We start from the raw sequence: 19,475 nt of genomic DNA, 5'->3' as shown, positions 1-19,475 counted from the left end.
GCATAGCAAATGAAAAAGATCATTATTTTAGTAATCGCTTTATTTTTAGGAATTGCCTTTATGGCGTATTACTATTTTTCTAAATTAAACATTGAAAACAACGCCAAAGACCTGGCTTTACAATCGGCTACCAATAATGCAGCGCTGGTGTTTTCATTCAAAAACGATAAAAGTTTCTACGAAATCATAGGGAGCCAACATATCCTGCAACAAGTACTTGGTACTGAAAAAACGATGTACTTAAATATACTAAAAGAAAGTATTGTGAATGATGTTACTTTAAACAGGTTCATTCAGGATCAACCTGTGTATGTAAGTATTCTACCAGACTCAAATAAAACGCTTAACTATTTATTAACGGCGCAGATCAGATCTGATTTTAAAATTGAAAAGCTCTACGACTATTTGAAACTTGTCCGTAAAATATCCAAAAAGGAAGGAGATCTATATGTACTTAAATTAAATGATAGTTTGGATGTGTACCTTGGAATTCAGGGAGAGGTGATTACTTTATCAACATCCAGAAACCTGGTCGAAGATGCAGCGGTAAGACTCATAGAGAACCCCTTCACGGCATACATTAAAGAAAATAGTCAAATCAGCACAAATGCACTGTTAACACTTTACATCAATTTGAACAAAGCACCTTTACTGCTTAAAAATATTATCGCAGGAAACCTTAACGGAGAGTTGTCTGTGTTCGATAAACAGAACAGTTTTGCATCTCTAAATTACAATTTCAGTAAAGAAAAGCTTCTTTTTAATGGAAGCAATCAAATTGAGGACAGAAACAACTATCTCACTTTATTCGAAAACACACCAGCGCAAGCTACGAGTATTCAGAATATTCTACCAGAAAACACGGCTAATTTTACCCTTTATGCCTTTGATAATTATCAGACTTGGTTAAAAAAACTAATCAGTATTCAATCGCAAAACCGCGACACTAAAAAAGTACAGGCTACTATACAGAAAATAAAAAATGAATACCGGATTGATCTGAATGCGGTTTTTCCTGCCTACACTAAAAATCAATTCATACTTTTTCAGCTGAGCACAACCGAAAAACTCGGAGCCATTGCCTTGACCAATGGTGAAAAAGTTAAACAACTGTTACTGGATGCCAGCGCTGACTATAGTGAGGATGTGAAGTTATTTAAAGCATCTGACATGTTATTTAGCTATTTCGGAGAACCATTTAAAAAATTCGGCAGACCCTATTATACCGTTATCGATAATTATTTAATTGTTGCAAACAATGCAAGCACTGTACAGGTATTTTTAAATGATTACAAGAATAACAGGCTGCTTATTCAAACACCATCTTACCTCGATGCCATGAATCAGATTACAAGCACATCTAACGTGTTCTATTACATTAATACGAAGAATTCGGCAAACTTATTCAGGAATAGCATTAACCTGCCATTTTATCGCCATTTAAAAGCTGATAGCGGGTTAAAAAGCTTCGATACGTTTTGTTATCAAATGAGTGCAGACCGAAATAAATTTGCAACTAACCTGCTATTAAACAAATATTTAAAACCACAAATACCAGATTCGTTAAGCAACCGTTAATAAGAAAACAAGCCAGAAAACTAATTTAGATGAAGAAACTTTTACTTATGTTGCTGGCTGTGGCCGGCTTTCAATATGCGAACGCCCAACAATATGCACTTTTTGGCAGCAAAACAATGTTCGATGCCTTCGAAAACCCCTCACAAAAATCTTTCACTCTGGATTCGTCGAGGAAATTCTCCTCAAACTTCTTTTTACCCTACTTTGGCACAAATGCGCTTAATAAAGGAACATCCAAATACGCACTACGAAGACTTACACAGGAAGGGATTTATGATACCAGGTCACTACCTCTTGGTACCGGTGAATACAACCATTTTTATCAAAACAGCAATATCTATGTAGCTGCTTTCAGGTTGTTTAAATCGTATAAATACCAGAAGGAACTGGGCTTTGCCTGGCAAATCAGATCAGATTCTCAGATAGATTATACCAATGAAAGCCTGGCAATATTCGATTCATACAAAAGGTTTAATGAGGGACAGGAGTACAACGATATTTTTAATTCAAAAGGATACGAGCAAACCTACCACCAGTTCAGTATTACTTACCGGGAAAACTGGAATAAAAGACTCGCTTTTGGTGTTAAAGCAAGTCTATTGAGCGGTATTTTATATAACAAGTTAAATGTAACCGATTCTTACCTTTATGTCGACCCAGAGTCTGAATCTTTACTGATTGGTTTAGCGGGAACGTATTCAGCCAATTTCAGTGATACTAAAGAAATAGATAAAAAAACATTCTTTCCAACCTTTAAAAATCCGGGGATATCACTTTCCTTCGGTACAAATTACACCACTAAGAAGGGTTTGTTTTTGATGGCGAACATCAAAGACCTGGGTTTTATCTGGTGGAGAAGCAATACGCAACGAACCACAATAAACCAGTTCAAACCAATAAACGATCTTGAATTTGCGGATACCGACCAACAGATTACCGATTTATTTTTGCTGAATCAGACTCCACAGAAATTCCTTGCGCCTACAAATGCAAAAATCGATGTGTATGCATCAAGAAGGTATGGGTTCTATAAGCCTGCTTTTGTAGCTTCGAAAAATCTGTTTTATAAAGGGGGTGACATTGCATTTGTGAACGAATTTATCGCCAACAATTTCTCGGGTAGCATAACACCTCTATACAACCTGAACGACGTTTTTATGGTGGGCTTACAAGCCAAGTATCAGACCCCAAATTTTGAGCTTTTCTTAGGTACCGACGACCTGGTGGCCACAAGCTTTCAAACTATAGGTACTATTAAAAGTGATGCTACAGTAGGTTCCGGACCTAACGGAGCATCGTTTTATATGGGTGTAGGTATCAAATTTGGTAATACAGTTAATCATCCTCAGTTCAGCGATATCATGCCAGGTATCAATGATAAAAACGAGGGAAGCTTTTTCAGAAATCTTTTCGGAATTTTTAAAAGAAAGTAATCAGACTTTACTTTTGGGCTGGGTAACTACAAAGTCCTTTAAATAAAAAGGCTCAAAGTAGGCCACATCCTCAAAACTCCCGCTTTGGTAGGCTTTGTCTGCCAAAGCACACATATATTTGGAGGAGTTAAAATTACCGGCGTTGAAGGCGGCATTTTCAGAAACCAGTGTTTCTGCACATTTCGCAGCACCATCGCCAATAAAGGTAACCTGATGCTGAGATAATGTATCGCTGAAGCTGCTTTCATCTATGATTTTTGCCGACGTAGGCTCCAGAATATCAAGATTGCTATCGAAAATACTGGTATATACTTCCATTCGGCGTGCATCAATCATGGGGCAGATCAAACCCGAATAGCCTGGGTATTCAGCCACAAAGCCTGCTGCCATCATACGTAGGGTCTCAATGGCAATTAAAGGTTTTTCCAGGGCATAGCACAGGCCTTTTGCCGTAGAAACACCAATCCTCAATCCTGTGTACGACCCCGGCCCTTTGCTTACTGCAACAGCATCAAGGTCAGCATAAGTTAAAGCCGCCGATTGCATAACCTCTTCAATAAATAAAGTGAGGTTGCTTGCGTGTAAATTCTGCCCGTTTTGCTCCTTAACAGAAACTATTTTCCCATTGATTGATAAAGCAACAGAACAAACCTGCGTAGCTGTTTCTATTAGAAGTATGTTAGCCATGCCGCAAATATAAGGTAAAAGGTGGAAGGTTAAAAGCTAAGGGTGCATTAAGGAACCCGTAATGATTTGTAATCAGGGCACAGGATCGTGCCCATGCTTGCCCCAGGGATGACAGCGGCCTATGCGTTTCAACGCCATCCAGCCACCCTTAAACGGGCCATACTTCCGGATGGCTTCTATGCCATACTGCGAACAGGTTGGTGTAAATCTGCAGTTGGCACCCAACATCGGTGAAATGGCATATTGATAAACTCTTATCAGGCCCAGGAATAACCATCCAAATACTTTATTGATGATGCTCATCAGGATGAATGAGTGTTTTAAAACGTTTGAACGTAGCGATCAGTTTCTTTTGCATAAACGCAAACTCGTATTTGCTTTTACCTACAAACTGAATGGAAAAGAGTAATAAACCTTTATCTAGAGGCAACTGATTATAGAATTCTTCCTGCTTATTCAGGCGGTAAGCCTCGCGGATGCGGCGTTTAAGTAAATTACGATCTACTGCCCGCTTATACCTTTTTTTAGGAACGTTAATCACTACCTGAGCTTTAACCTCAGCAGGCGATTCGATAAAAAGATAAGAAATACGAAAGGGATATAATAAAAAAGAAGAACCGTTCTTAAACAGCAGATCTAAATGTTTTCTGCTGCATAACCGTTCTTCTTTATTGAATGTGTACATATATTCTTGATTGATAATTGCAGATTTGATCTGCAGCTTCCGGGAGTCCGGAAAAGCAATCAAAAATTATGCTTTATGCTTGCGTTCGTCAGAAACTGTTAATCTTTTTCTTCCTTTAGCACGACGTGATGCTAATACTCGTCTGCCGTTAGCTGTTGCCATTCTTTCGCGGAAGCCGTGTTTGTTTCTTCTCTTTCTTTGCGAAGGTTGGTATGTTCTTTTCATGACTGTATATTATCTTATTATAATTTCAAAATTAAGAGGTGCAAATATAAAGCGATTTCTCTACAATTGCAAGTCTGATTAATTTTATTTTTTAATTAAAATCAAATGTAGTAATTCTTTTTAAATTCAGCCTGACCTTTCTATCTCCAACCAAAAAAAACTGAATAAAACGAATCTCCAATGGCTATGAAGTTACATAAAGCGATCTTACAACCCTAATGCAGCTTTCAATTTTACGTAACCCGTTTTACTCACAGGCAGCCAGATATCAGATTTGAGCAGCACCACATAACTATCTTTTTCTTTAAGCTCGATTTTGGTAACTTGGGCTAAATTGATGATATACGAACGGTGGATACGGATAAACTGACTCGGATCTAAAGTCTGTTCAAAATAACTCATCGTCTTATTTTTAAAAAATGCGCCATCAGTTGTACTCAGCTTTACGTAGTCATCATCAGCTTCAAGGTAGTTAATATCTCCTGTTGGAATAATTTTGATTACGCCATCTTTTTTTACCACTACCCTGTTATTTTGCGCAGGGCTCAACGCCGCTGCATCTAAAACTGCCTCCGTATTTTCCGTCTGACTGAGTCGTGAAGGTAATTTTTTCATCGCCGCATCGAAACGCCCTTTATCAATTGGTTTCAACAAATAATCAACCGCATTAACTTCAAAGGCCTTTATCGCGTATTCATCAAAAGCAGTTGTAAAAATTACAGCAGGTTTATCCTCTACAAGTTCCAGCATTTCGAAGCCACTTATTTTTGGCATCTGAATATCCAGAAAAATCAGATCTGGTTTATGGGCTGAAATTGCTTTCAATCCTTCAAATCCATCGCAACATTCGGCAACAACTTCAATTTCAGGATGATCCGTAAGATAAAACTTAACAATATCTCTGGCTAAAGGTTCATCATCAATTAGAATCGTTCTGATCATTTTTCTGAGGGATTTTTAAGGTGGTAATATATAAATTATTTGCCTCAATTTCCGTTTGCAATAAATGTGGATTGGCAAACAGCAAATATAATCTTCTTTTAATAGCGCTCAATCCAAATCCTGTACCGCCTGCAGCTTTCATTTCAGGATCAAATGGATTCTGAACACGTAACTCGAGAATATTACGGTCTACAGTAACATCAACTTTAATAGTAATCCCTGCAGATGTATTATACAATCCAAATTTAATCGCATTCTCAACAATTGGTTGAAGCAATGTTCCCGGTAAACATAAGTTCAGTGTGTCTTCCGCTACGTTTACCTCAATATTTAACCTGTGACTAAATCTCACCTTCTCAATATCCAGGTATAGCTGAATGTATTCCATTTCTTCCTCAACAGACACCCATAATTCATCATCGCGTTTCAGGGTTCCGCGAAGAAATGAAGCCAGCTTGGTAATCATGACTCCCGCCTCTTTGGGATTTACCATGGTAAGGGCGAATACGGAATTTAAGCTATTGAACAAAAAGTGAGGTTGAAGTTGATGACGAAGTTTATTGAGCTCGGCTTCCTTAGCCAGGGTTTTGGCGGCAGATAACCTTTCATGCGTTTCAGATTGTTCTTCCAGCCGATACCAAAGAATATTGGCCAATGCACACCAGCCTAAACACATAAATGATATTAAGCCACGAAATGCAAAAGAGAAGTTATAGAAATCAATATATTCTTTGAAATCAGAAAACACATATATAACAGAGTACTTGGCTGCATAAACAATTACAAAAGTTAAAGCCAGGGTAATAATCAGCACATATAGGATACGTTCGTTTTTGGGCTGATAATATCCAAGCATATTGCTTATTGCAATGCAGGCCATCACCAGCAAAAAGTTACTTACAAAGCTGTCGGCAAAGGAAATTAACCAAGAAAAGTTAACTACATAATGCAACCCGACAGTACACAACACAAACCATGCAATGGCTATGATAAGGGCTGTTTTTTGTATTCTGGGTACGGAAAGAGGTCTAGTTGTCAAAGCGTGTTTAGTTAATGGTAATTTACTGAATAAGCCGGGCAAAATAAATTCTGCCCGGAATTTTGGTCAAATACTTTAAAAACTTTTAATTTCAATTCCACCGAACAGCACTGTACCATCCAGATACAATGTTTTTTGCATCTGATCTATCGGTAGCATATGCCCGCGCTTATCTTCCACACTTCCAAAAATTGCAGTAACATTCGATTTTATCGCCCAGGTTGGCGGAACAATCAGTTTAATACCACCAAAAACTGCAGTTACATCCAGCGAGGCCCGTTCATTAAAGTCAGCCTGCGTCATGATGATGTCTGCACCGCCAAAAACCGCAGAAATATCGCCTCCTTTAAAATCTTTAGAGTAAACGGTCTGATTTGATCCACCAAATACTGCAGTAACATCAATGATATCATGTCCCGTTGGTTGCTGACCTCCTTCACTATAACCTGTATCTGCACCCGGGTTAATACCGAAGTCGGATTTCAGGTTCTCTTTAAAACTTTTTTTACTTCTGAGTGAATCTTTTGGACGGATGATCAAAAACCCACCGAGGATAACCAAACCAAAACCTAATGCATATTTAGACACATCGATATCAAAGCCCATATTATCAATGGTATTGTACGAGCCAATTAAAACTAATATCAGCCAGCCGACACCTTTAAAATGTCGCTTAACACCCAAAAACAAGCCTAAAGCAATTAAAAATGTCCAGAAACTGAATACCCAGTTTGGAATATCCAGTCCCATATTATCAAGCAGTAAGGCAAGCCCAATGATTACGATAACCAAACCACTTAACACCCGACCGGAACTTTTAGCCGAAGGTTGCCTGTTTATATTTAGATTTTCCATTTGTTATAATATTTAATACCCAAAAGTATTGATAAGAGATTACAACTGCCACAGGCTTCCTCTAAAGATTTGAAGAATAACGGTGAGTAACAGCATTTCATCGGTGAAAAATATTTACCTATTTTGAGAGCATGAAATATTTGTTAATAGTAATAGGATTAAGCCTGCCGTGCCTGTGTTTTGCACAGGATATGAATACACAATTTAAAATTTACAGCATTAAAAAGCAAAAAGTGGTTTCCCTAAGTGAAATCATAGCCGACATGAGCAAAAGAGATGTATTATTTTTTGGCGAAGAACATAACGATTCAGTAGGACATTATCTGGAAGCAGAAATATTCAAGCTATTAAACCAAAAGTATCCGAATCAAATTGCTTTAAGCCTCGAAATGTTTCATACAGATATTCAGCCGGTGATAGATGAGTACCTTGCTGACGCTATTTCTGAAAAGAATTTTATTAAAGAAGGCAGAGCCTGGTCAAACTATAGTGATTACAAAGCCCTAATTGAATATGCCAAATCGAGCAAACTGGCTGTTATTGGGGCTAATGCTGCCGCAAGGTATAGTAATGCGGTAACGAAAGGTGGATTAGGTGCTCTCCAGTCATTTCCAAAATCATCCCTCGCATTTTTGCCTCCAGTTCCTATTGATACAGCATCCGGGAGATATTATGAAAAATTTACAGATTTACTCGGCGGGCACAGTATGGGAACAATGAAAGTGTACCAAACTCAAAACTTCTGGGATGCCACCATGGCATGGTCAATCAGCAAATTCCTGAAAAATAATAAATCGGCTAAAGTGTTTCAGATCAATGGTCGCTTTCACAGCGATGAAAAGTTAGGAACGGTGGCGCAGTTAGTACGCTATGCACCTAAAGCCAGCATGCTGAACATATCAGCTTTTCCAGATGATGGCTTTGAAAATCCAGACTGGAGTAAATTTAGCAACCTCGGAGATTACGTGATTATCACAAACCCGAAAGTAAAAAGAAGCTATTAAGTTGATATCAAATAAAAAATCCGCCTTTCGGGCGGATTTTTTATTATGCTTTTGCTTTTAGCAAATCTCTTATTTCTGTTAGCAATACTTCTTCTTTAGTTGGTGCCGGAGGTGCGGCAGGTGCAGCGACCTCTTTTTTCTTGAGGTTATTTGCGGCTTTTATAATGATAAATAATACCAGTGCTACAATAATGAAGGAGATTACCTGAGATAGGAAGTTCCCGTATTTGATTGCGGTTCCCGGAATAGTCAGTTTACTCAAATCTTCCAATCCTGCAGCCTTTAAAGCGGGACCTAATACAGCCGGAGTGATAATATCTTCTACCAGCGAACTTACAATCTTACTAAAAGCAGCACCAATAATTACACCGACAGCTAAATCCAGTACATTACCTTTAACTGCAAAATCTCTAAATTCTTTTACAAACCCCATAAATTAAATTTTTAGTATTTTTATTTTCAAATTAGCAAACATAATGCCCATGCAAATGTTTAAGGGATGATTTTAAAACCAAACATAACAAAAGCATTTGATTAATTCCCAAAATATCTGAAATGATTTGTTTATTTTTGCTCCAATTCTATTACTACATATGCTAAAGCAACATTTACAACAAAAGTTATTACAAAAGTTATCACCCCAACAAATTCAGTTTATTAAGTTGTTGCAGGTGCCAACCGTTGCTTTAGATACCCGCGTTAAAGAAGAACTAGAAGAAAATCCAGCACTTGAAGATCCAAGTTTAATGACTCAGGATGAGCCGAAAGGCGAGTACGATGATTTGAACGACACCTCTGAAAATTTCGAAAACTCGTCCGAAGAAAGTGGCATGGATGAGTTTAATGTTGATGACTATCTGCAAGATGATAGCGCTAACGACTACAGCACCAACTACAATAACGGCGACGATGATGAGGAGAAAAAAGAAACACCTATTGCGATAGAAAGTACCTTTTTTGAAAGCCTGCAGGAGCAACTGGACCTGGTACCGTTATCTGATCAGGATTTTATTATTGGAAAACAGATTATAGGCAGTTTAGATGATGATGGCTACTTGCGCCGCCCCTTAAGCTCAATGATCGATGACCTGGCATTTTCACAGAATGTAATGGTGGAGGAAGAAGATGTATTGGAAATGCTGAAACTGATTCAAAGCTTCGACCCTCCGGGAATTGGCGCCAGGGATTTAAAAGAATGCCTGCTTATCCAGCTTAAAAGGAAAGATGCAAGCAACCCGATCATCGTTAAGGCCATGAACGTTGTGGAGAATTACCTGGACGAATTTACACGCAAGCATTACGATAAACTGGAAAAGAGTCTGGGACTTGATAGCGAGGAGCTGAAAGAAGTGGTGAATGAGATTTTGCGTCTAAATCCTAAACCAGGTGATGCCAACCAGGTGACAACAAAGCAAATGCAGATCATCCCTGATTTTCACATCAGTAATAATGATGGCATATTAATTCTGACACTCAACTCAAAAAACGCACCTGAGCTTAAAGTAAGCCGCTCCTACCAGGAAATGTTCGAGCATTATGATAAGGCTGCTTCAAAAGATAAAAAGCTTAAGGAAGCCGTTCAGTTTGTAAAACAAAAACTCGATTCAGCAAAGTGGTTTATCGATGCCATCAAGCAAAGGCAGCAAACCTTGCTGAAAACAATGAATGCCATCATGCATTATCAGTATGAATACTTCTTAACGGCAGACGAGCGTAAAATGCGTCCTATGATTTTGAAAGATATTGCTGATAAAATCGATATGGATATCTCGACTGTATCAAGGGTAGCCAATTCAAAATACGTTCAAACCGAATTCGGCACATTTTTGCTTAAATCCTTTTTCTCTGAAGCTATTCAAACCGAAAACGGAGAAGAAGTTTCTAATAAAGAAGTGAAAAAAATTCTTGAAGATTGTATTGGTAATGAAGACAAACGCAAACCGCTTGCCGATGAAAAGTTAACTGAAATCCTGAAAGACAGAGGTTATAACATCGCCCGCAGAACCGTTGCAAAGTATCGCGAGCAAATGAATATCCCGGTTGCCCGCCTGAGAAAAGAACTGTAATTTACACCCTACTTCAAAACTGCCGGAAAAGCGATTCGTGTTAAAAGTCATGCATTCGTCTGCTGCAAGCCAAAACCGCTTTACCAGATTTTAATGTAAGACGGAACTTTGTAAATATTGTTCAACATCAGTCCAAGTACAATTTCATGGCTGCCATTGCTGACCTGATTCAGATCTGAAGTTGTAAAATCGTATGAGTAAGTCAGATTAACAATTTTGCCGATATTGAATCCTGCCATCGCGGCAAATGAATCGTCTTTCCGGTAACTTCCACCCAGCCAGAAACGATCTCTGAAAGCAATCTTCATATTTAAATCAAATGAAACCGGACTCGGTTCAACGTATTTGATCATTACCGAGGGAATGGCTGCAATTTCATCGTCGAAGAAAAACTTATACCCTGCAGTAGCAAAGTAATGCGGAACCTCTTTCCCAACATTGTATGATTCATCGCCGGTAAAGCTCAGGGTTTGTGGCAAAATCTGCTGAACAGATAAACCTGCAAACAATCGTGCCCCATATAACCATAAACCGATACTGAGGTCAGGTTTAACCTGATTTATTAACGCTCTGTTCAGTGCCGGATCATAAGGTGTATCAAAAGTTAAGGCAGCAACATCCAATGAAATACTGGAAATACCGGCGGCAACGCCTGCAGATAAATTAAAGTTATTATTAAGCTGTAAATGGTAGGCATAGGTGACGTTTGCATCTACCCGTTTTATTGGCCCTGTTTTATCTAATACAGCAGTTACGCCCATACCATGATGAGAAGGCGACGAAGTATAATTTTGCGTGTAATTTCGGTCCATTGGATTTCCTGTTTGTTCCGGAAAAGAAGTCAGTGCATTACTCCAAAGCTGATTATCGCCTAGTGCCCAATGCGCTGATACAAATGATGTTTGTGGAGCATCATTAATACCTGCCCATTGCTTCCGGTAACCTGCCTTAAAATCCATATAATTTTCTATTCCAGATAAGGCAGGATTGAGCAGATACTGGTTAAATATATACTGTGTATACTGGGGTTTCTGCTGTGAAAACCCTTTAAATGAAAGAGAGAGTGCTAAAATAAGAATGAGCTTTTTCAAAATTTTATCTGATAATTGTTAATGGTCCTGTCACTGTTTTGCGGCCGTTGCGCGGATTGATGATATAATAATATACACCTACGGGCAATGGTTGATTCTGGTAATTTCCGTCGAATGGAGTCTGATATCCGCTACTGGAAAACACTTTGTTTCCGTTACGATTGAAGATCTCTACCGTAGCAAGCGGGTACGATTCTAAATATTTGATCAGCCATACATCATTCACTCCATCCCCATTAGGCGTAAATGCATTTGGCGGGTTTATACTTTGCAATACTTTAACCAGAACGGATGAGGTTGCCGTACAGCCATCGGGCTGTGTAGTTACAGTAAGGGTGTACTCAGTATCTTTTTCTGGTGCTGCAACAGGGTTTAGTACATCCGCACGGTTAAGCCCCAGTGCCGGAGACCAGCTGTAACTTAAGTTTTTCCCTTCTGCTGTGGCAGGAATGGGAAGCTGACCACCAGCCAGAATGTAAATGGTTTCCCCCACATCAGCTACAGGCGACTCATAAACCTCAATAGTTTTAGTCACTGAATTTTCGCAACTATTATCAGCCTTAAAGGTATAGGTAATCATATGACTTCCAGGCCCGGCAACTTTCGGATTATATAAACCATCTTCAGCCATTCCTTTCCCATCACTCGTGTAAATCCCTTTCCCAATTATTCCTGAAGTTTCGTTGGCATAGCTAAACATCACAGTGCCATCATTTTCACAAACTGAAGCCATATCATTAAATGAAATCTGAGGCACAGGCTTCAAGGTAATTTCCTGTATAGACTCTTTTGTACAAACCGAATTGTCTCCAGTATAACCCACAATTCTAATCGAATGTTTCTGAACCTGATTTCCTCCGAAAGCATCATAAGTCAAATGAATTTCATCAGTATTATTGGGGTACATTACCGTTTTAGTAATCGTGTTGACTCCTGTTGCATTGTAATCTTTGTAAATCTCGAGTTTTACAACTTTCCCTACCAGCGCAGTAAAACCGCTCCTGATCACAACATCATTATTACTGCATAAATTATCAATATTTAGCACCGTAAATTCAGCTTTATCTACCCGCCCGTTAACCGTAAAAGATTTAGAACTGGTATTTTCACATCCGTTAGAGTTAATGATGGTGAGTTTGACTTCATAAGGACCAGGATTTACATACTGATGCTTACCATCTCTCTCGGTTGATGTATTTGCTCCACTCGACGGGTCGCCGAAATCCCATTTATAAGTAAAGGTTCCTGCGCCATCTAAAGCATCTACCGAGGTATTTACAAACGTGGTTAAGCCATCACTCGAACATACGTCGGGCAAAGTAAAATCTGCCGATGGAATTGCCGTAATGTCAATCCTTTTTTCAAATGTTGTACCACTGCAGCCAGCGCTGCTGGTGGTGTATAGCTTTACTGTATATGTACCCGTTTTGGTAAATACATGGGTAAATGGCTTACTGTCTGTTCTAGGTTCAGGATTTGTTCCATCGTTGAAATCCCATTTCCAGAAAGATACTGATGATGTATTAACAGCATTATCTACGGTAGACTGATCAGTAAAAGCAACCGGTACATTGACACAGCCTACAGCAGGGGCATCAAACTTGCTTTGAGAGACCGGGTAAACTTCCACTTTCTTTTCTATCACATCTGACCAGCATCCCCCCGAATTGGATACAGATAATTTAATTATATGAGATCCAATCGTTTTAAATGTGTAGTTAGGACTTTCTGTCTCAATAACTTCATCATCAAATTGCCACTTCCATTTCGTCAAGGGCGCGTTGGCACTGGCGTTTACGATTACTGGTGTTACGGAATTGCCCAGGCATACCCGTTCCGACACATTAAAATTGCCATCAGGCTTTTCATAAATAATAAAACCACTGCTAATCGTTTCCATGTTACCACAATTATTAGCATTCTTATAGGTAACCTGTACACTAAAATTATATTCACCTGCTTTGTTTAGATCTATCTCATCAGGAAAATTGTAAGTGTAAAATTGAAGGCCGTCTTTGGTAGTGGGAATTGCAACCGGATTCGTTTGCTTAATAGTATTAGCCCCATCTAAATTCCAAATCAGTTCATTAGCCTCACCCGTAAGATTGATCTTAACTTTAAATCCTTCCCCAGCGCATCCCGATGTTATGGTATTCTCTGCAAGATCAGTTGCCTGAAAAGTATAACTCTGAACGTTTGCACCTGCAAGATATGCATATGACTCAACAACACCGTATCCATAAGCAATGGCTGAAAACCCGCCACTCGCAGTAAGTCTGTGCTGAGCCTGTAAACCTGTTACATCTATTACGGCATAACTATAATCGGAGTTAGCAATCGCATTAAACGATGAAGTGTAAGCAGTACCATCTAATTTAAATGATGCAACTTCTGCAGTTTTGATCACCACATTAATAAAGTATTTATTGATGTTGGTTTTTGTACCAAGAAAGCTCTTTATGTCAGAGAACACTGTAATATCATTAAGCGTTTGCTCAACTGGGTTTAACACCGTTATTTCCGGATCACCGGGGAAAGGTGCATTTGCATTGGCCCCTGTGTTACTTGGATTACAAGTCTGGGAAGTTTGATAATGAGCAAGGGCAATTGAACGATCACTGGATATTACATTGGGTGTTGTTGAATAAAAACTGATGATCGAACCCTTTTTATATGGATTAGATAAAGTGGTTCCATTTGCAGATGTGGTACTCCCATTTACAGTTACAGTAGTATTATCCTCAGCAACAATTATTCTAAATGCATCAGTATTTCCATGTAACGTATTATAAAATGGTGAAGTAACAAAGTTTTTTCCCCATGCAGATACAGGAAACAACTGTTGATATAGATTATCTCCACCTGATGGAGTTCGCGAGTTACCAGATTCACAAAACGCAACCCAACTATTTCCTGAAAACACAGCAATCGGTTTGCAGTCTCCCTCAGAACTGATATAAGTTCCCGAGAGATCATCAACAGCCTGATACTGATAAATCTGGCCTTTGTTTAGGGTGATGCTGAAAAGTACCCCTGCTGCATGTCCTCCGGTCCTGGAAGTCTGTTTCGGAATTATGTTGATTACCGTATTATCTACAGTCGCCAAAATACTAAACTCCGAGTAAATATTTGCTCCTTTATTTCCAAGGTTTTCATGAGAGAACACATAATATTCTTTACCTAGGGTAGTCGTTGGAATCACCATTGTTCCACCAGTCCTGTTATTGTTATAGATGATGCAATACAGAGATATCTGCAGATCAGTCTCAACATGAACGGCCATATTCGATTCTACAACCTCAGAACTTTCGATATAAACATTAATTGAATTTGGATCAATAACAATAGGTGCTGAGCTATTGGCATTTATTGTTCCCGAAGCAACTACTGTATTGCCGACAGATATCTTGTAATTTGTTTTGTAATCTGCAGATAAAATTAGATTCATCCTCGAACTTTTACCATCAACATGTGCAGAATAAGGCAGATAAAAATCTTTTCCCTTGTTGGAGGTTGCTTGCCCGAAAACGGTAACCGGCAACAGAAATAATAGATAAACACCAACCAATAGCCAAAGCTTATACATTATTTTACTAGTTAATTTGGCTTATGAAAGACATTTTATTCTAAATAGATATGCAATATACCATTTAAACAATAGAACAAAAAAGACAATAATGGAAATTTAACACTTTTTATATTGTGCAAAGAAAGAAACTCAAGATCATGAAAAGATCTTAATCCATCAATTGGTACAGAAATACGTGAGAATATGCTACAGACAATAAAACTTTAAAGTCAGTTATAGAAATGATCTTAAATAAAATATAAAATGATTAGTCCTGATTAGACTGATCACCACTACCGAATCGCTCAGAAAAATCTTTAGCATTTTCGTCAGCTGTCTCATCATTATGCGATTTGGGTTCCAGGTTTTCATCTAAACGATCATTCCATTCATTAAGCCCTTTAGAAGCCTTATCCTGATGCTGTATATTCACATTTGGTCTTGATTGATCTTTAGCGTGGTTTTCCATGAATTTAAACTTTAATTTAGAACAACTCCACCGAAAGAAAGTTTTGACGCCAAAAATAATGTGCAGGTATTATTTATTCAAAGGCTCTTCCTTTGCGTCTTTAAACTCCTTAACACTTTTCCCAATCCCACGCATTAATTCAGGAAGTTTTTTACCGCCAAATATTAATAGTATTACAGCGCCAATTAAAATGATTTCTATAGCCGACATATCTTTGTTTTTAATACAATATACGATAAAAGTATCGGCAATGTTTTTTTAAAAGCAAACATTTTAAAAACATTGCCGTCTGAAACAAAAAACCTGCCGGTTCCAGTTGGTGTTCTAAGCCAGCATTGCTCTTAAGGTTCGCGTTTTAATTTTAGGTAACGAACCATGTCGAATGTATTCCGCAAAACCTTTAAGCTGCTTAATACACTTAATCGCTTCATATCCCTCGTAGTTCGTTCTGATTTTATTTAATAATAAGGTATCTGTTTTAAACATGTCGCTCTCCTTTAGTAATCCTTTATTCAAAAACTTTTTTATCAGTTCAGCCATCTTTCCATTGGCATATAGGTGCAACGGAAGCTTAAACACCTCATTGTTTAATTTTTCAAATACCTCGTTAATCCAGGCCACCTGCTGATCATCGTTAATGGCAATTTTACCGTTGTTCATCACAACAGAAGAGAGAAAGCTGCGTGCGCTTTGACGCGAAATAATTCCGCCGTGTATACTGTCACGTAAAGTGTAGTCCAAACGATCCGCGCACAACAAGGGCATTGGCTGTTCAAGAATGTTAAAAGTTCCAAAAATGATTTCTTTTACATCATAACCATATTTCAACAGCACATCAGGGATTTCGGAACGATAAATAACCTCCGCAAAAACCTGCTCATGATAATCCTCATCAACATTATCGAAAACATAGTCACCCACATGAGAAAACGCAGTGTGCGAAATATCATGCAGCAAGCCGGCAATTTGCTCCAGTTCCGACCCGCCAAGTTTTTTAATCAGCATAGTCACCCCTATCGCATGTTCCTGCCGCGAATGGCAGATATCAGGATTAACCAGAAAAATTGCACCGCTTTGATGTACACCTGCTAAACGTTTAAGGGCATCTGTATTTAAAAGATCTGCAAACACTTGCGGAAAATCCATTTTACCATATAAAAAATCATTTAGCTGTATCATTGCTCGAACTTTTATCATTTAAATTACAATTCAAATTTACTAAATTTTTTAGCTTTTAAGAAAACAAGATATCAACATACATGTATGGCAGACTAATTTTATTAGCCACTCACTTAACTTTCATTTTTTTTGAAAATGATTATTACAATTACATGATTAACAATTATCTACCCAATAAAACAAGCTATTCACTAAAGCGTTATCATTGTAAAAAAGTAACTATGGCAACCGCTCAACAAATTAGAAATGGATATATTGATTATGTTTTAACAAACAATGAAAAACCGAAATCGGTTTATTCATTTGCTAAAAAGCTTAAAATTACCGAAGCTGATTTTTATCAGTTTTTCTCCTCTTTTGAAAGTATTGAGAAAACGGTTTGGTTTGAGCTAACTTTTGAAACCATCAGTAAAATTAAAGAGCAAGAGATTTGGCAGCAATATACATCCAGAGAAAAGATACTTTCTTTTTTTTACAGCTATCTTGAAAACCTGAAGCGCGAAAGAAGTTTTGTGATATACAGCCTGAAGAATTTTAAGGGCAAGTTCTCCACTCCGGATGTTCTTGCCGGCGTAAAGCCCATTTTCGAAAATTTCGCACAAGAAATTATTGAGGAAGGTTTAGATAGCGGCGAACTTGCTGAACGCAGGTTTTTAAGTAAGCGATATAAAGATGCGCTTTGGATTCAGTTTGCTTTCATAATTAATTTCTGGATAAATGATGACAGTGATGGATTTGAAAAAAGTGATGAAGCAATCGAAAAAGGAATCAATGTAACCTTTGATCTTTTTCAACATTCTCCAATCGACAACCTGATCGATTATGGAAAATTTTTATCGCGCAATGGAAAGTTTAAGGAAAAGATGGGATTGTAATTTTAGATGAAAGCACAAGAGAGTATTCCAACCACAAAAGTAGAACGTTCGGCAAAATTTGTTAAAACCGGTTTTCAAATAGGCGGCAATTATATTAAGCACTATTCAAAAAAGCTATTTAATCCAGATATGGATCGGGCTCAGTTAAATGAGGATAATGCTACCGATATTTATAAATCGCTAAGCGAACTAAAAGGAAGTGCCTTAAAAATTGCACAGATGCTGAGTATGGATAAAAATATCCTTCCCAAATCATACGTGGATAAATTTACCCAATCGCAATACAACGCACCACCCCTATCCGGGCCGCTAATTGTAAGAACATTTACCAAGAACTTCGGCAAAACACCTGAACAGATTTTTGATACTTTTAATTTGGTATCCAGCAATGCTGCATCCATCGGACAGGTACACCAGGCTTCACTAAATGGCCAAAAACTTGCCATTAAAATTCAATACCCTGGCGTTGGCGATAGTATTTCATCCGATCTTAAGCTGGTAAAGCCTTTTGCATTCCGTTTGTTGGGCATGTCTGAAAGAGAACTCAACATCTATATCAAAGAAGTTGAAGAACGTTTACTGGAAGAAACTGATTATGAATTAGAAGTTAAAAGGTCGATTCAATTTTCTGAGGACTGTAAAAACCTCGATCACGTGGTATTTCCAAAATACTATCCTGAATTATCTGGCAAGCGAATTATCACCATGGATTGGATGGAGGGTTTGCATCTTAAAGAATTTTTAAAAACCAATCCGTCACAGGAGTTAAGGAATAAAATCGGTCAGGCACTGTGGGATTTCTATAATTTCCAGCAACATGAACTGAGGGCAGTCCATGCAGACCCACACCCCGGAAATTTCATGATTACACCTGATCAAAACCTCGGCGTAATTGATTTCGGATGTATCAAAGAAATGCCAAATGATTTTTACTATCCGTTCTTTTCATTTATATCCACAGATGTGATTAATGATAAAAATAAGACTATTGACGCTTTCAGAAAGCTGGATATGATTCACGCAGACGATACAGATGAACAGGTCGAATTTTATTATAAATCGTACAAGGAAATGATCAGCCTTTTTGCAAAACCCTATATCAACAAGATATTTGATTTCAGCAAACCCGAATTTTTTGAACAGTTATATGCCTACGGAGAAAAAATATCTAAAATGCCTGAATTTAAGCAGGCGCGTGGTGTTAAACATTTTATTTATGTTAACCGGACTAATTTCGGCTTGTATCAAATTTTAAACGAACTTAAGGCCACTGTAAATACAGATACATACGAGCCTACACTAAACCGTTAGTCAGGCATTTTTCTTGACTACTTCAACCATATGCTCAATGTCGAATGGCTTCTCAATAAAGTCATCGGCATTGCAATCTTCTGCCTGTTGTGCAATATTGTTTGATGTAGAAGTTAGAACTGCTGATACATCCTCTGTCTCGGGGTCGGACTTGAGCTCTTTGATTACTTCAGATCCTGTTTTATCACCTTTGATGTGATCATCCACTATAACTAAGTCGGGATCTATTTCGTCAATGTTTTCGATAGGCTCGGTCGTTAATGACGGGGTAACTTCGAATCCTTCCTCTTCCAATACTTGATCCATTATATCTAGGATATCTTTATTATCCTGAACAAGCACAACCTTTTTCTTCATAAAAAACTAAGGAATATTATTCTTTAAATATAGTAAAAAGAATGTTTTTTAAATATCCTATTCACAAAACATTTGTGGCTTCATTTTCTTCTATCCTAATTCCATGCCCCC

20 protein-coding genes are annotated in these 19,475 nt (G+C 38.0%); 6 read left to right on the top strand and 14 right to left on the bottom strand.

Annotated elements, in window-relative coordinates; genetic code table 11:
- Window positions 1–9 precede the first annotated feature (9 nt).
- Both R2Q80_RS03660 and R2Q80_RS03655 read left to right on the top strand, forming a co-directional pair.
- Window positions 10–1,578 carry a hypothetical protein gene (locus R2Q80_RS03660; protein ID WP_316798286.1) on the top strand — a complete coding sequence of 523 codons (1,569 nt, stop codon included), beginning with the start codon at window positions 10–12 and terminating at the stop codon, window positions 1,576–1,578.
- A gap of 29 nt (window positions 1,579–1,607) precedes the next feature.
- Window positions 1,608–3,011, top strand: a complete 1,404-nt coding sequence (locus R2Q80_RS03655) for a DUF5723 family protein (RefSeq protein ID WP_316798285.1) — start codon at window positions 1,608–1,610, stop codon at window positions 3,009–3,011.
- Here R2Q80_RS03655 and tsaB read toward each other — a convergent pair whose 3' ends face one another.
- From tsaB to R2Q80_RS03620, 7 genes are all read right to left on the bottom strand, one after another.
- The gene (gene tsaB, locus R2Q80_RS03650) at window positions 3,012–3,698 is read right to left on the bottom strand and encodes a tRNA (adenosine(37)-N6)-threonylcarbamoyltransferase complex dimerization subunit type 1 TsaB (protein WP_316798284.1); all 687 of its coding nucleotides are present in this window, start codon (window positions 3,696–3,698) and stop codon (window positions 3,012–3,014) included. It abuts the gene before it with no gap.
- A 72-nt stretch (window positions 3,699–3,770) separates the two neighbouring features.
- Window positions 3,771–4,001, bottom strand: coding sequence for a membrane protein insertion efficiency factor YidD (yidD, locus tag R2Q80_RS03645; protein ID WP_316798283.1), 231 nt, complete (start codon window positions 3,999–4,001; stop codon window positions 3,771–3,773).
- Complete coding sequence (locus R2Q80_RS03640; RefSeq protein WP_316798282.1) at window positions 3,985–4,383, bottom strand: ribonuclease P protein component; 399 nt, start codon at window positions 4,381–4,383, stop codon at window positions 3,985–3,987. The genes yidD and R2Q80_RS03640 overlap by 17 nt, the downstream gene beginning before the upstream one ends.
- 66 nt (window positions 4,384–4,449) lie before the next feature.
- A complete protein-coding gene (gene rpmH / locus R2Q80_RS03635; RefSeq protein ID WP_010601723.1) occupies window positions 4,450–4,608 on the bottom strand; it encodes a 50S ribosomal protein L34 in 159 nt (52 codons plus the stop codon).
- A gap of 207 nt (window positions 4,609–4,815) precedes the next feature.
- On the bottom strand, window positions 4,816–5,550 hold the full coding sequence (locus tag R2Q80_RS03630) for a LytR/AlgR family response regulator transcription factor (RefSeq protein WP_316798281.1): 735 nt from the start codon (window positions 5,548–5,550) through the stop codon (window positions 4,816–4,818).
- Window positions 5,528–6,589 (bottom strand): sensor histidine kinase, encoded by a 1,062-nt coding sequence (locus tag R2Q80_RS03625; RefSeq protein ID WP_316798280.1) that lies wholly within the window; start codon window positions 6,587–6,589, stop codon window positions 5,528–5,530. Before R2Q80_RS03625 ends, R2Q80_RS03630 begins: the two co-directional genes overlap by 23 nt.
- A 75-nt stretch (window positions 6,590–6,664) precedes the next feature.
- The gene (locus tag R2Q80_RS03620) at window positions 6,665–7,444 is read right to left on the bottom strand and encodes a LiaF transmembrane domain-containing protein (RefSeq protein ID WP_316798279.1); all 780 of its coding nucleotides are present in this window, start codon (window positions 7,442–7,444) and stop codon (window positions 6,665–6,667) included.
- Window positions 7,445–7,635: 191 nt separating this feature from the next.
- Between R2Q80_RS03620 and R2Q80_RS03615 the strand changes: the two genes are divergently transcribed.
- The gene (locus tag R2Q80_RS03615; RefSeq protein ID WP_316798278.1) at window positions 7,636–8,448 is read left to right on the top strand and encodes a ChaN family lipoprotein; all 813 of its coding nucleotides are present in this window, start codon (window positions 7,636–7,638) and stop codon (window positions 8,446–8,448) included.
- Between the two features lie 43 nt (window positions 8,449–8,491).
- Here the strand turns inward: R2Q80_RS03615 and mscL are convergent, their stop codons facing one another.
- On the bottom strand, window positions 8,492–8,881 hold the full coding sequence (gene mscL / locus R2Q80_RS03610; protein WP_316798277.1) for a large-conductance mechanosensitive channel protein MscL: 390 nt from the start codon (window positions 8,879–8,881) through the stop codon (window positions 8,492–8,494).
- A gap of 160 nt (window positions 8,882–9,041) precedes the next feature.
- Here mscL and rpoN point away from each other — a divergent pair, with 160 nt between their 5' ends.
- Window positions 9,042–10,514: an RNA polymerase factor sigma-54 gene (gene rpoN / locus R2Q80_RS03605; RefSeq protein ID WP_316798276.1), complete on the top strand. Its 1,473-nt coding sequence runs from the start codon at window positions 9,042–9,044 to the stop codon at window positions 10,512–10,514.
- Between the two features lie 80 nt (window positions 10,515–10,594).
- Here the strand turns inward: rpoN and R2Q80_RS03600 are convergent, their stop codons facing one another.
- From R2Q80_RS03600 to R2Q80_RS03580, 5 genes are all read right to left on the bottom strand, one after another.
- Window positions 10,595–11,605, bottom strand: coding sequence for a type IX secretion system membrane protein PorP/SprF (locus R2Q80_RS03600; RefSeq protein ID WP_316798275.1), 1,011 nt, complete (start codon window positions 11,603–11,605; stop codon window positions 10,595–10,597).
- A gap of 4 nt (window positions 11,606–11,609) precedes the next feature.
- A complete protein-coding gene (locus R2Q80_RS03595) occupies window positions 11,610–15,191 on the bottom strand; it encodes a PKD domain-containing protein (protein ID WP_316798274.1) in 3,582 nt (1,193 codons plus the stop codon).
- Between the two features lie 250 nt (window positions 15,192–15,441).
- Window positions 15,442–15,642: a hypothetical protein gene (locus R2Q80_RS03590; protein ID WP_316798273.1), complete on the bottom strand. Its 201-nt coding sequence runs from the start codon at window positions 15,640–15,642 to the stop codon at window positions 15,442–15,444.
- Between the two features lie 69 nt (window positions 15,643–15,711).
- A complete protein-coding gene (gene tatA / locus R2Q80_RS03585) occupies window positions 15,712–15,852 on the bottom strand; it encodes a twin-arginine translocase TatA/TatE family subunit (RefSeq protein ID WP_316798272.1) in 141 nt (46 codons plus the stop codon).
- 114 nt (window positions 15,853–15,966) lie between these two features.
- Entirely contained in the window at window positions 15,967–16,821 is an 855-nt protein-coding gene (locus R2Q80_RS03580; RefSeq protein ID WP_316798271.1) for an HD domain-containing protein, read from the bottom strand.
- Window positions 16,822–17,042: 221 nt separating this feature from the next.
- Here R2Q80_RS03580 and R2Q80_RS03575 point away from each other — a divergent pair, with 221 nt between their 5' ends.
- Both R2Q80_RS03575 and R2Q80_RS03570 read left to right on the top strand, forming a co-directional pair.
- Window positions 17,043–17,696: a TetR/AcrR family transcriptional regulator gene (locus R2Q80_RS03575; RefSeq protein WP_316798270.1), complete on the top strand. Its 654-nt coding sequence runs from the start codon at window positions 17,043–17,045 to the stop codon at window positions 17,694–17,696.
- 6 nt (window positions 17,697–17,702) lie between these two features.
- A complete protein-coding gene (locus R2Q80_RS03570; protein WP_316798269.1) occupies window positions 17,703–19,007 on the top strand; it encodes an AarF/ABC1/UbiB kinase family protein in 1,305 nt (434 codons plus the stop codon).
- Here the strand turns inward: R2Q80_RS03570 and R2Q80_RS03565 are convergent, their stop codons facing one another.
- A complete protein-coding gene (locus tag R2Q80_RS03565) occupies window positions 19,008–19,364 on the bottom strand; it encodes a two-component system response regulator (RefSeq protein WP_316798268.1) in 357 nt (118 codons plus the stop codon). It lies immediately after the preceding gene.
- Window positions 19,365–19,475: the final 111 nt, after the last annotated feature.

The organism is Pedobacter frigidisoli (assembly GCF_032678525.1).
Lineage (GTDB): Bacteria > Bacteroidota > Bacteroidia > Sphingobacteriales > Sphingobacteriaceae > Pedobacter > Pedobacter frigidisoli_A.
The sequence above is the reverse complement of the archived record's forward strand: the minus strand, read 5'-3'. Positions and strand labels throughout refer to the sequence as shown.

Coding starts and splice junctions, on each gene's coding strand:
- R2Q80_RS03660 (WP_316798286.1), top strand. CDS start 10: ATGAAAAAGATCATTATTTTAGTAATCGCTTTATTTTTAGGAATTGCC.
- R2Q80_RS03655 (WP_316798285.1), top strand. CDS start 1,608: ATGAAGAAACTTTTACTTATGTTGCTGGCTGTGGCCGGCTTTCAATAT.
- tsaB (WP_316798284.1), bottom strand. CDS start 3,698: ATGGCTAACATACTTCTAATAGAAACAGCTACGCAGGTTTGTTCTGTT.
- yidD (WP_316798283.1), bottom strand. CDS start 4,001: ATGAGCATCATCAATAAAGTATTTGGATGGTTATTCCTGGGCCTGATA.
- R2Q80_RS03640 (WP_316798282.1), bottom strand. CDS start 4,383: ATGTACACATTCAATAAAGAAGAACGGTTATGCAGCAGAAAACATTTA.
- rpmH (WP_010601723.1), bottom strand. CDS start 4,608: ATGAAAAGAACATACCAACCTTCGCAAAGAAAGAGAAGAAACAAACAC.
- R2Q80_RS03630 (WP_316798281.1), bottom strand. CDS start 5,550: ATGATCAGAACGATTCTAATTGATGATGAACCTTTAGCCAGAGATATT.
- R2Q80_RS03620 (WP_316798279.1), bottom strand. CDS start 7,444: ATGGAAAATCTAAATATAAACAGGCAACCTTCGGCTAAAAGTTCCGGT.
- R2Q80_RS03615 (WP_316798278.1), top strand. CDS start 7,636: ATGAATACACAATTTAAAATTTACAGCATTAAAAAGCAAAAAGTGGTT.
- mscL (WP_316798277.1), bottom strand. CDS start 8,881: ATGGGGTTTGTAAAAGAATTTAGAGATTTTGCAGTTAAAGGTAATGTA.
- rpoN (WP_316798276.1), top strand. CDS start 9,042: ATGCTAAAGCAACATTTACAACAAAAGTTATTACAAAAGTTATCACCC.
- R2Q80_RS03595 (WP_316798274.1), bottom strand. CDS start 15,191: ATGTATAAGCTTTGGCTATTGGTTGGTGTTTATCTATTATTTCTGTTG.
- R2Q80_RS03590 (WP_316798273.1), bottom strand. CDS start 15,642: ATGGAAAACCACGCTAAAGATCAATCAAGACCAAATGTGAATATACAG.
- tatA (WP_316798272.1), bottom strand. CDS start 15,852: ATGTCGGCTATAGAAATCATTTTAATTGGCGCTGTAATACTATTAATA.
- R2Q80_RS03580 (WP_316798271.1), bottom strand. CDS start 16,821: ATGATACAGCTAAATGATTTTTTATATGGTAAAATGGATTTTCCGCAA.
- R2Q80_RS03575 (WP_316798270.1), top strand. CDS start 17,043: ATGGCAACCGCTCAACAAATTAGAAATGGATATATTGATTATGTTTTA.
- R2Q80_RS03570 (WP_316798269.1), top strand. CDS start 17,703: ATGAAAGCACAAGAGAGTATTCCAACCACAAAAGTAGAACGTTCGGCA.
- R2Q80_RS03565 (WP_316798268.1), bottom strand. CDS start 19,364: ATGAAGAAAAAGGTTGTGCTTGTTCAGGATAATAAAGATATCCTAGAT.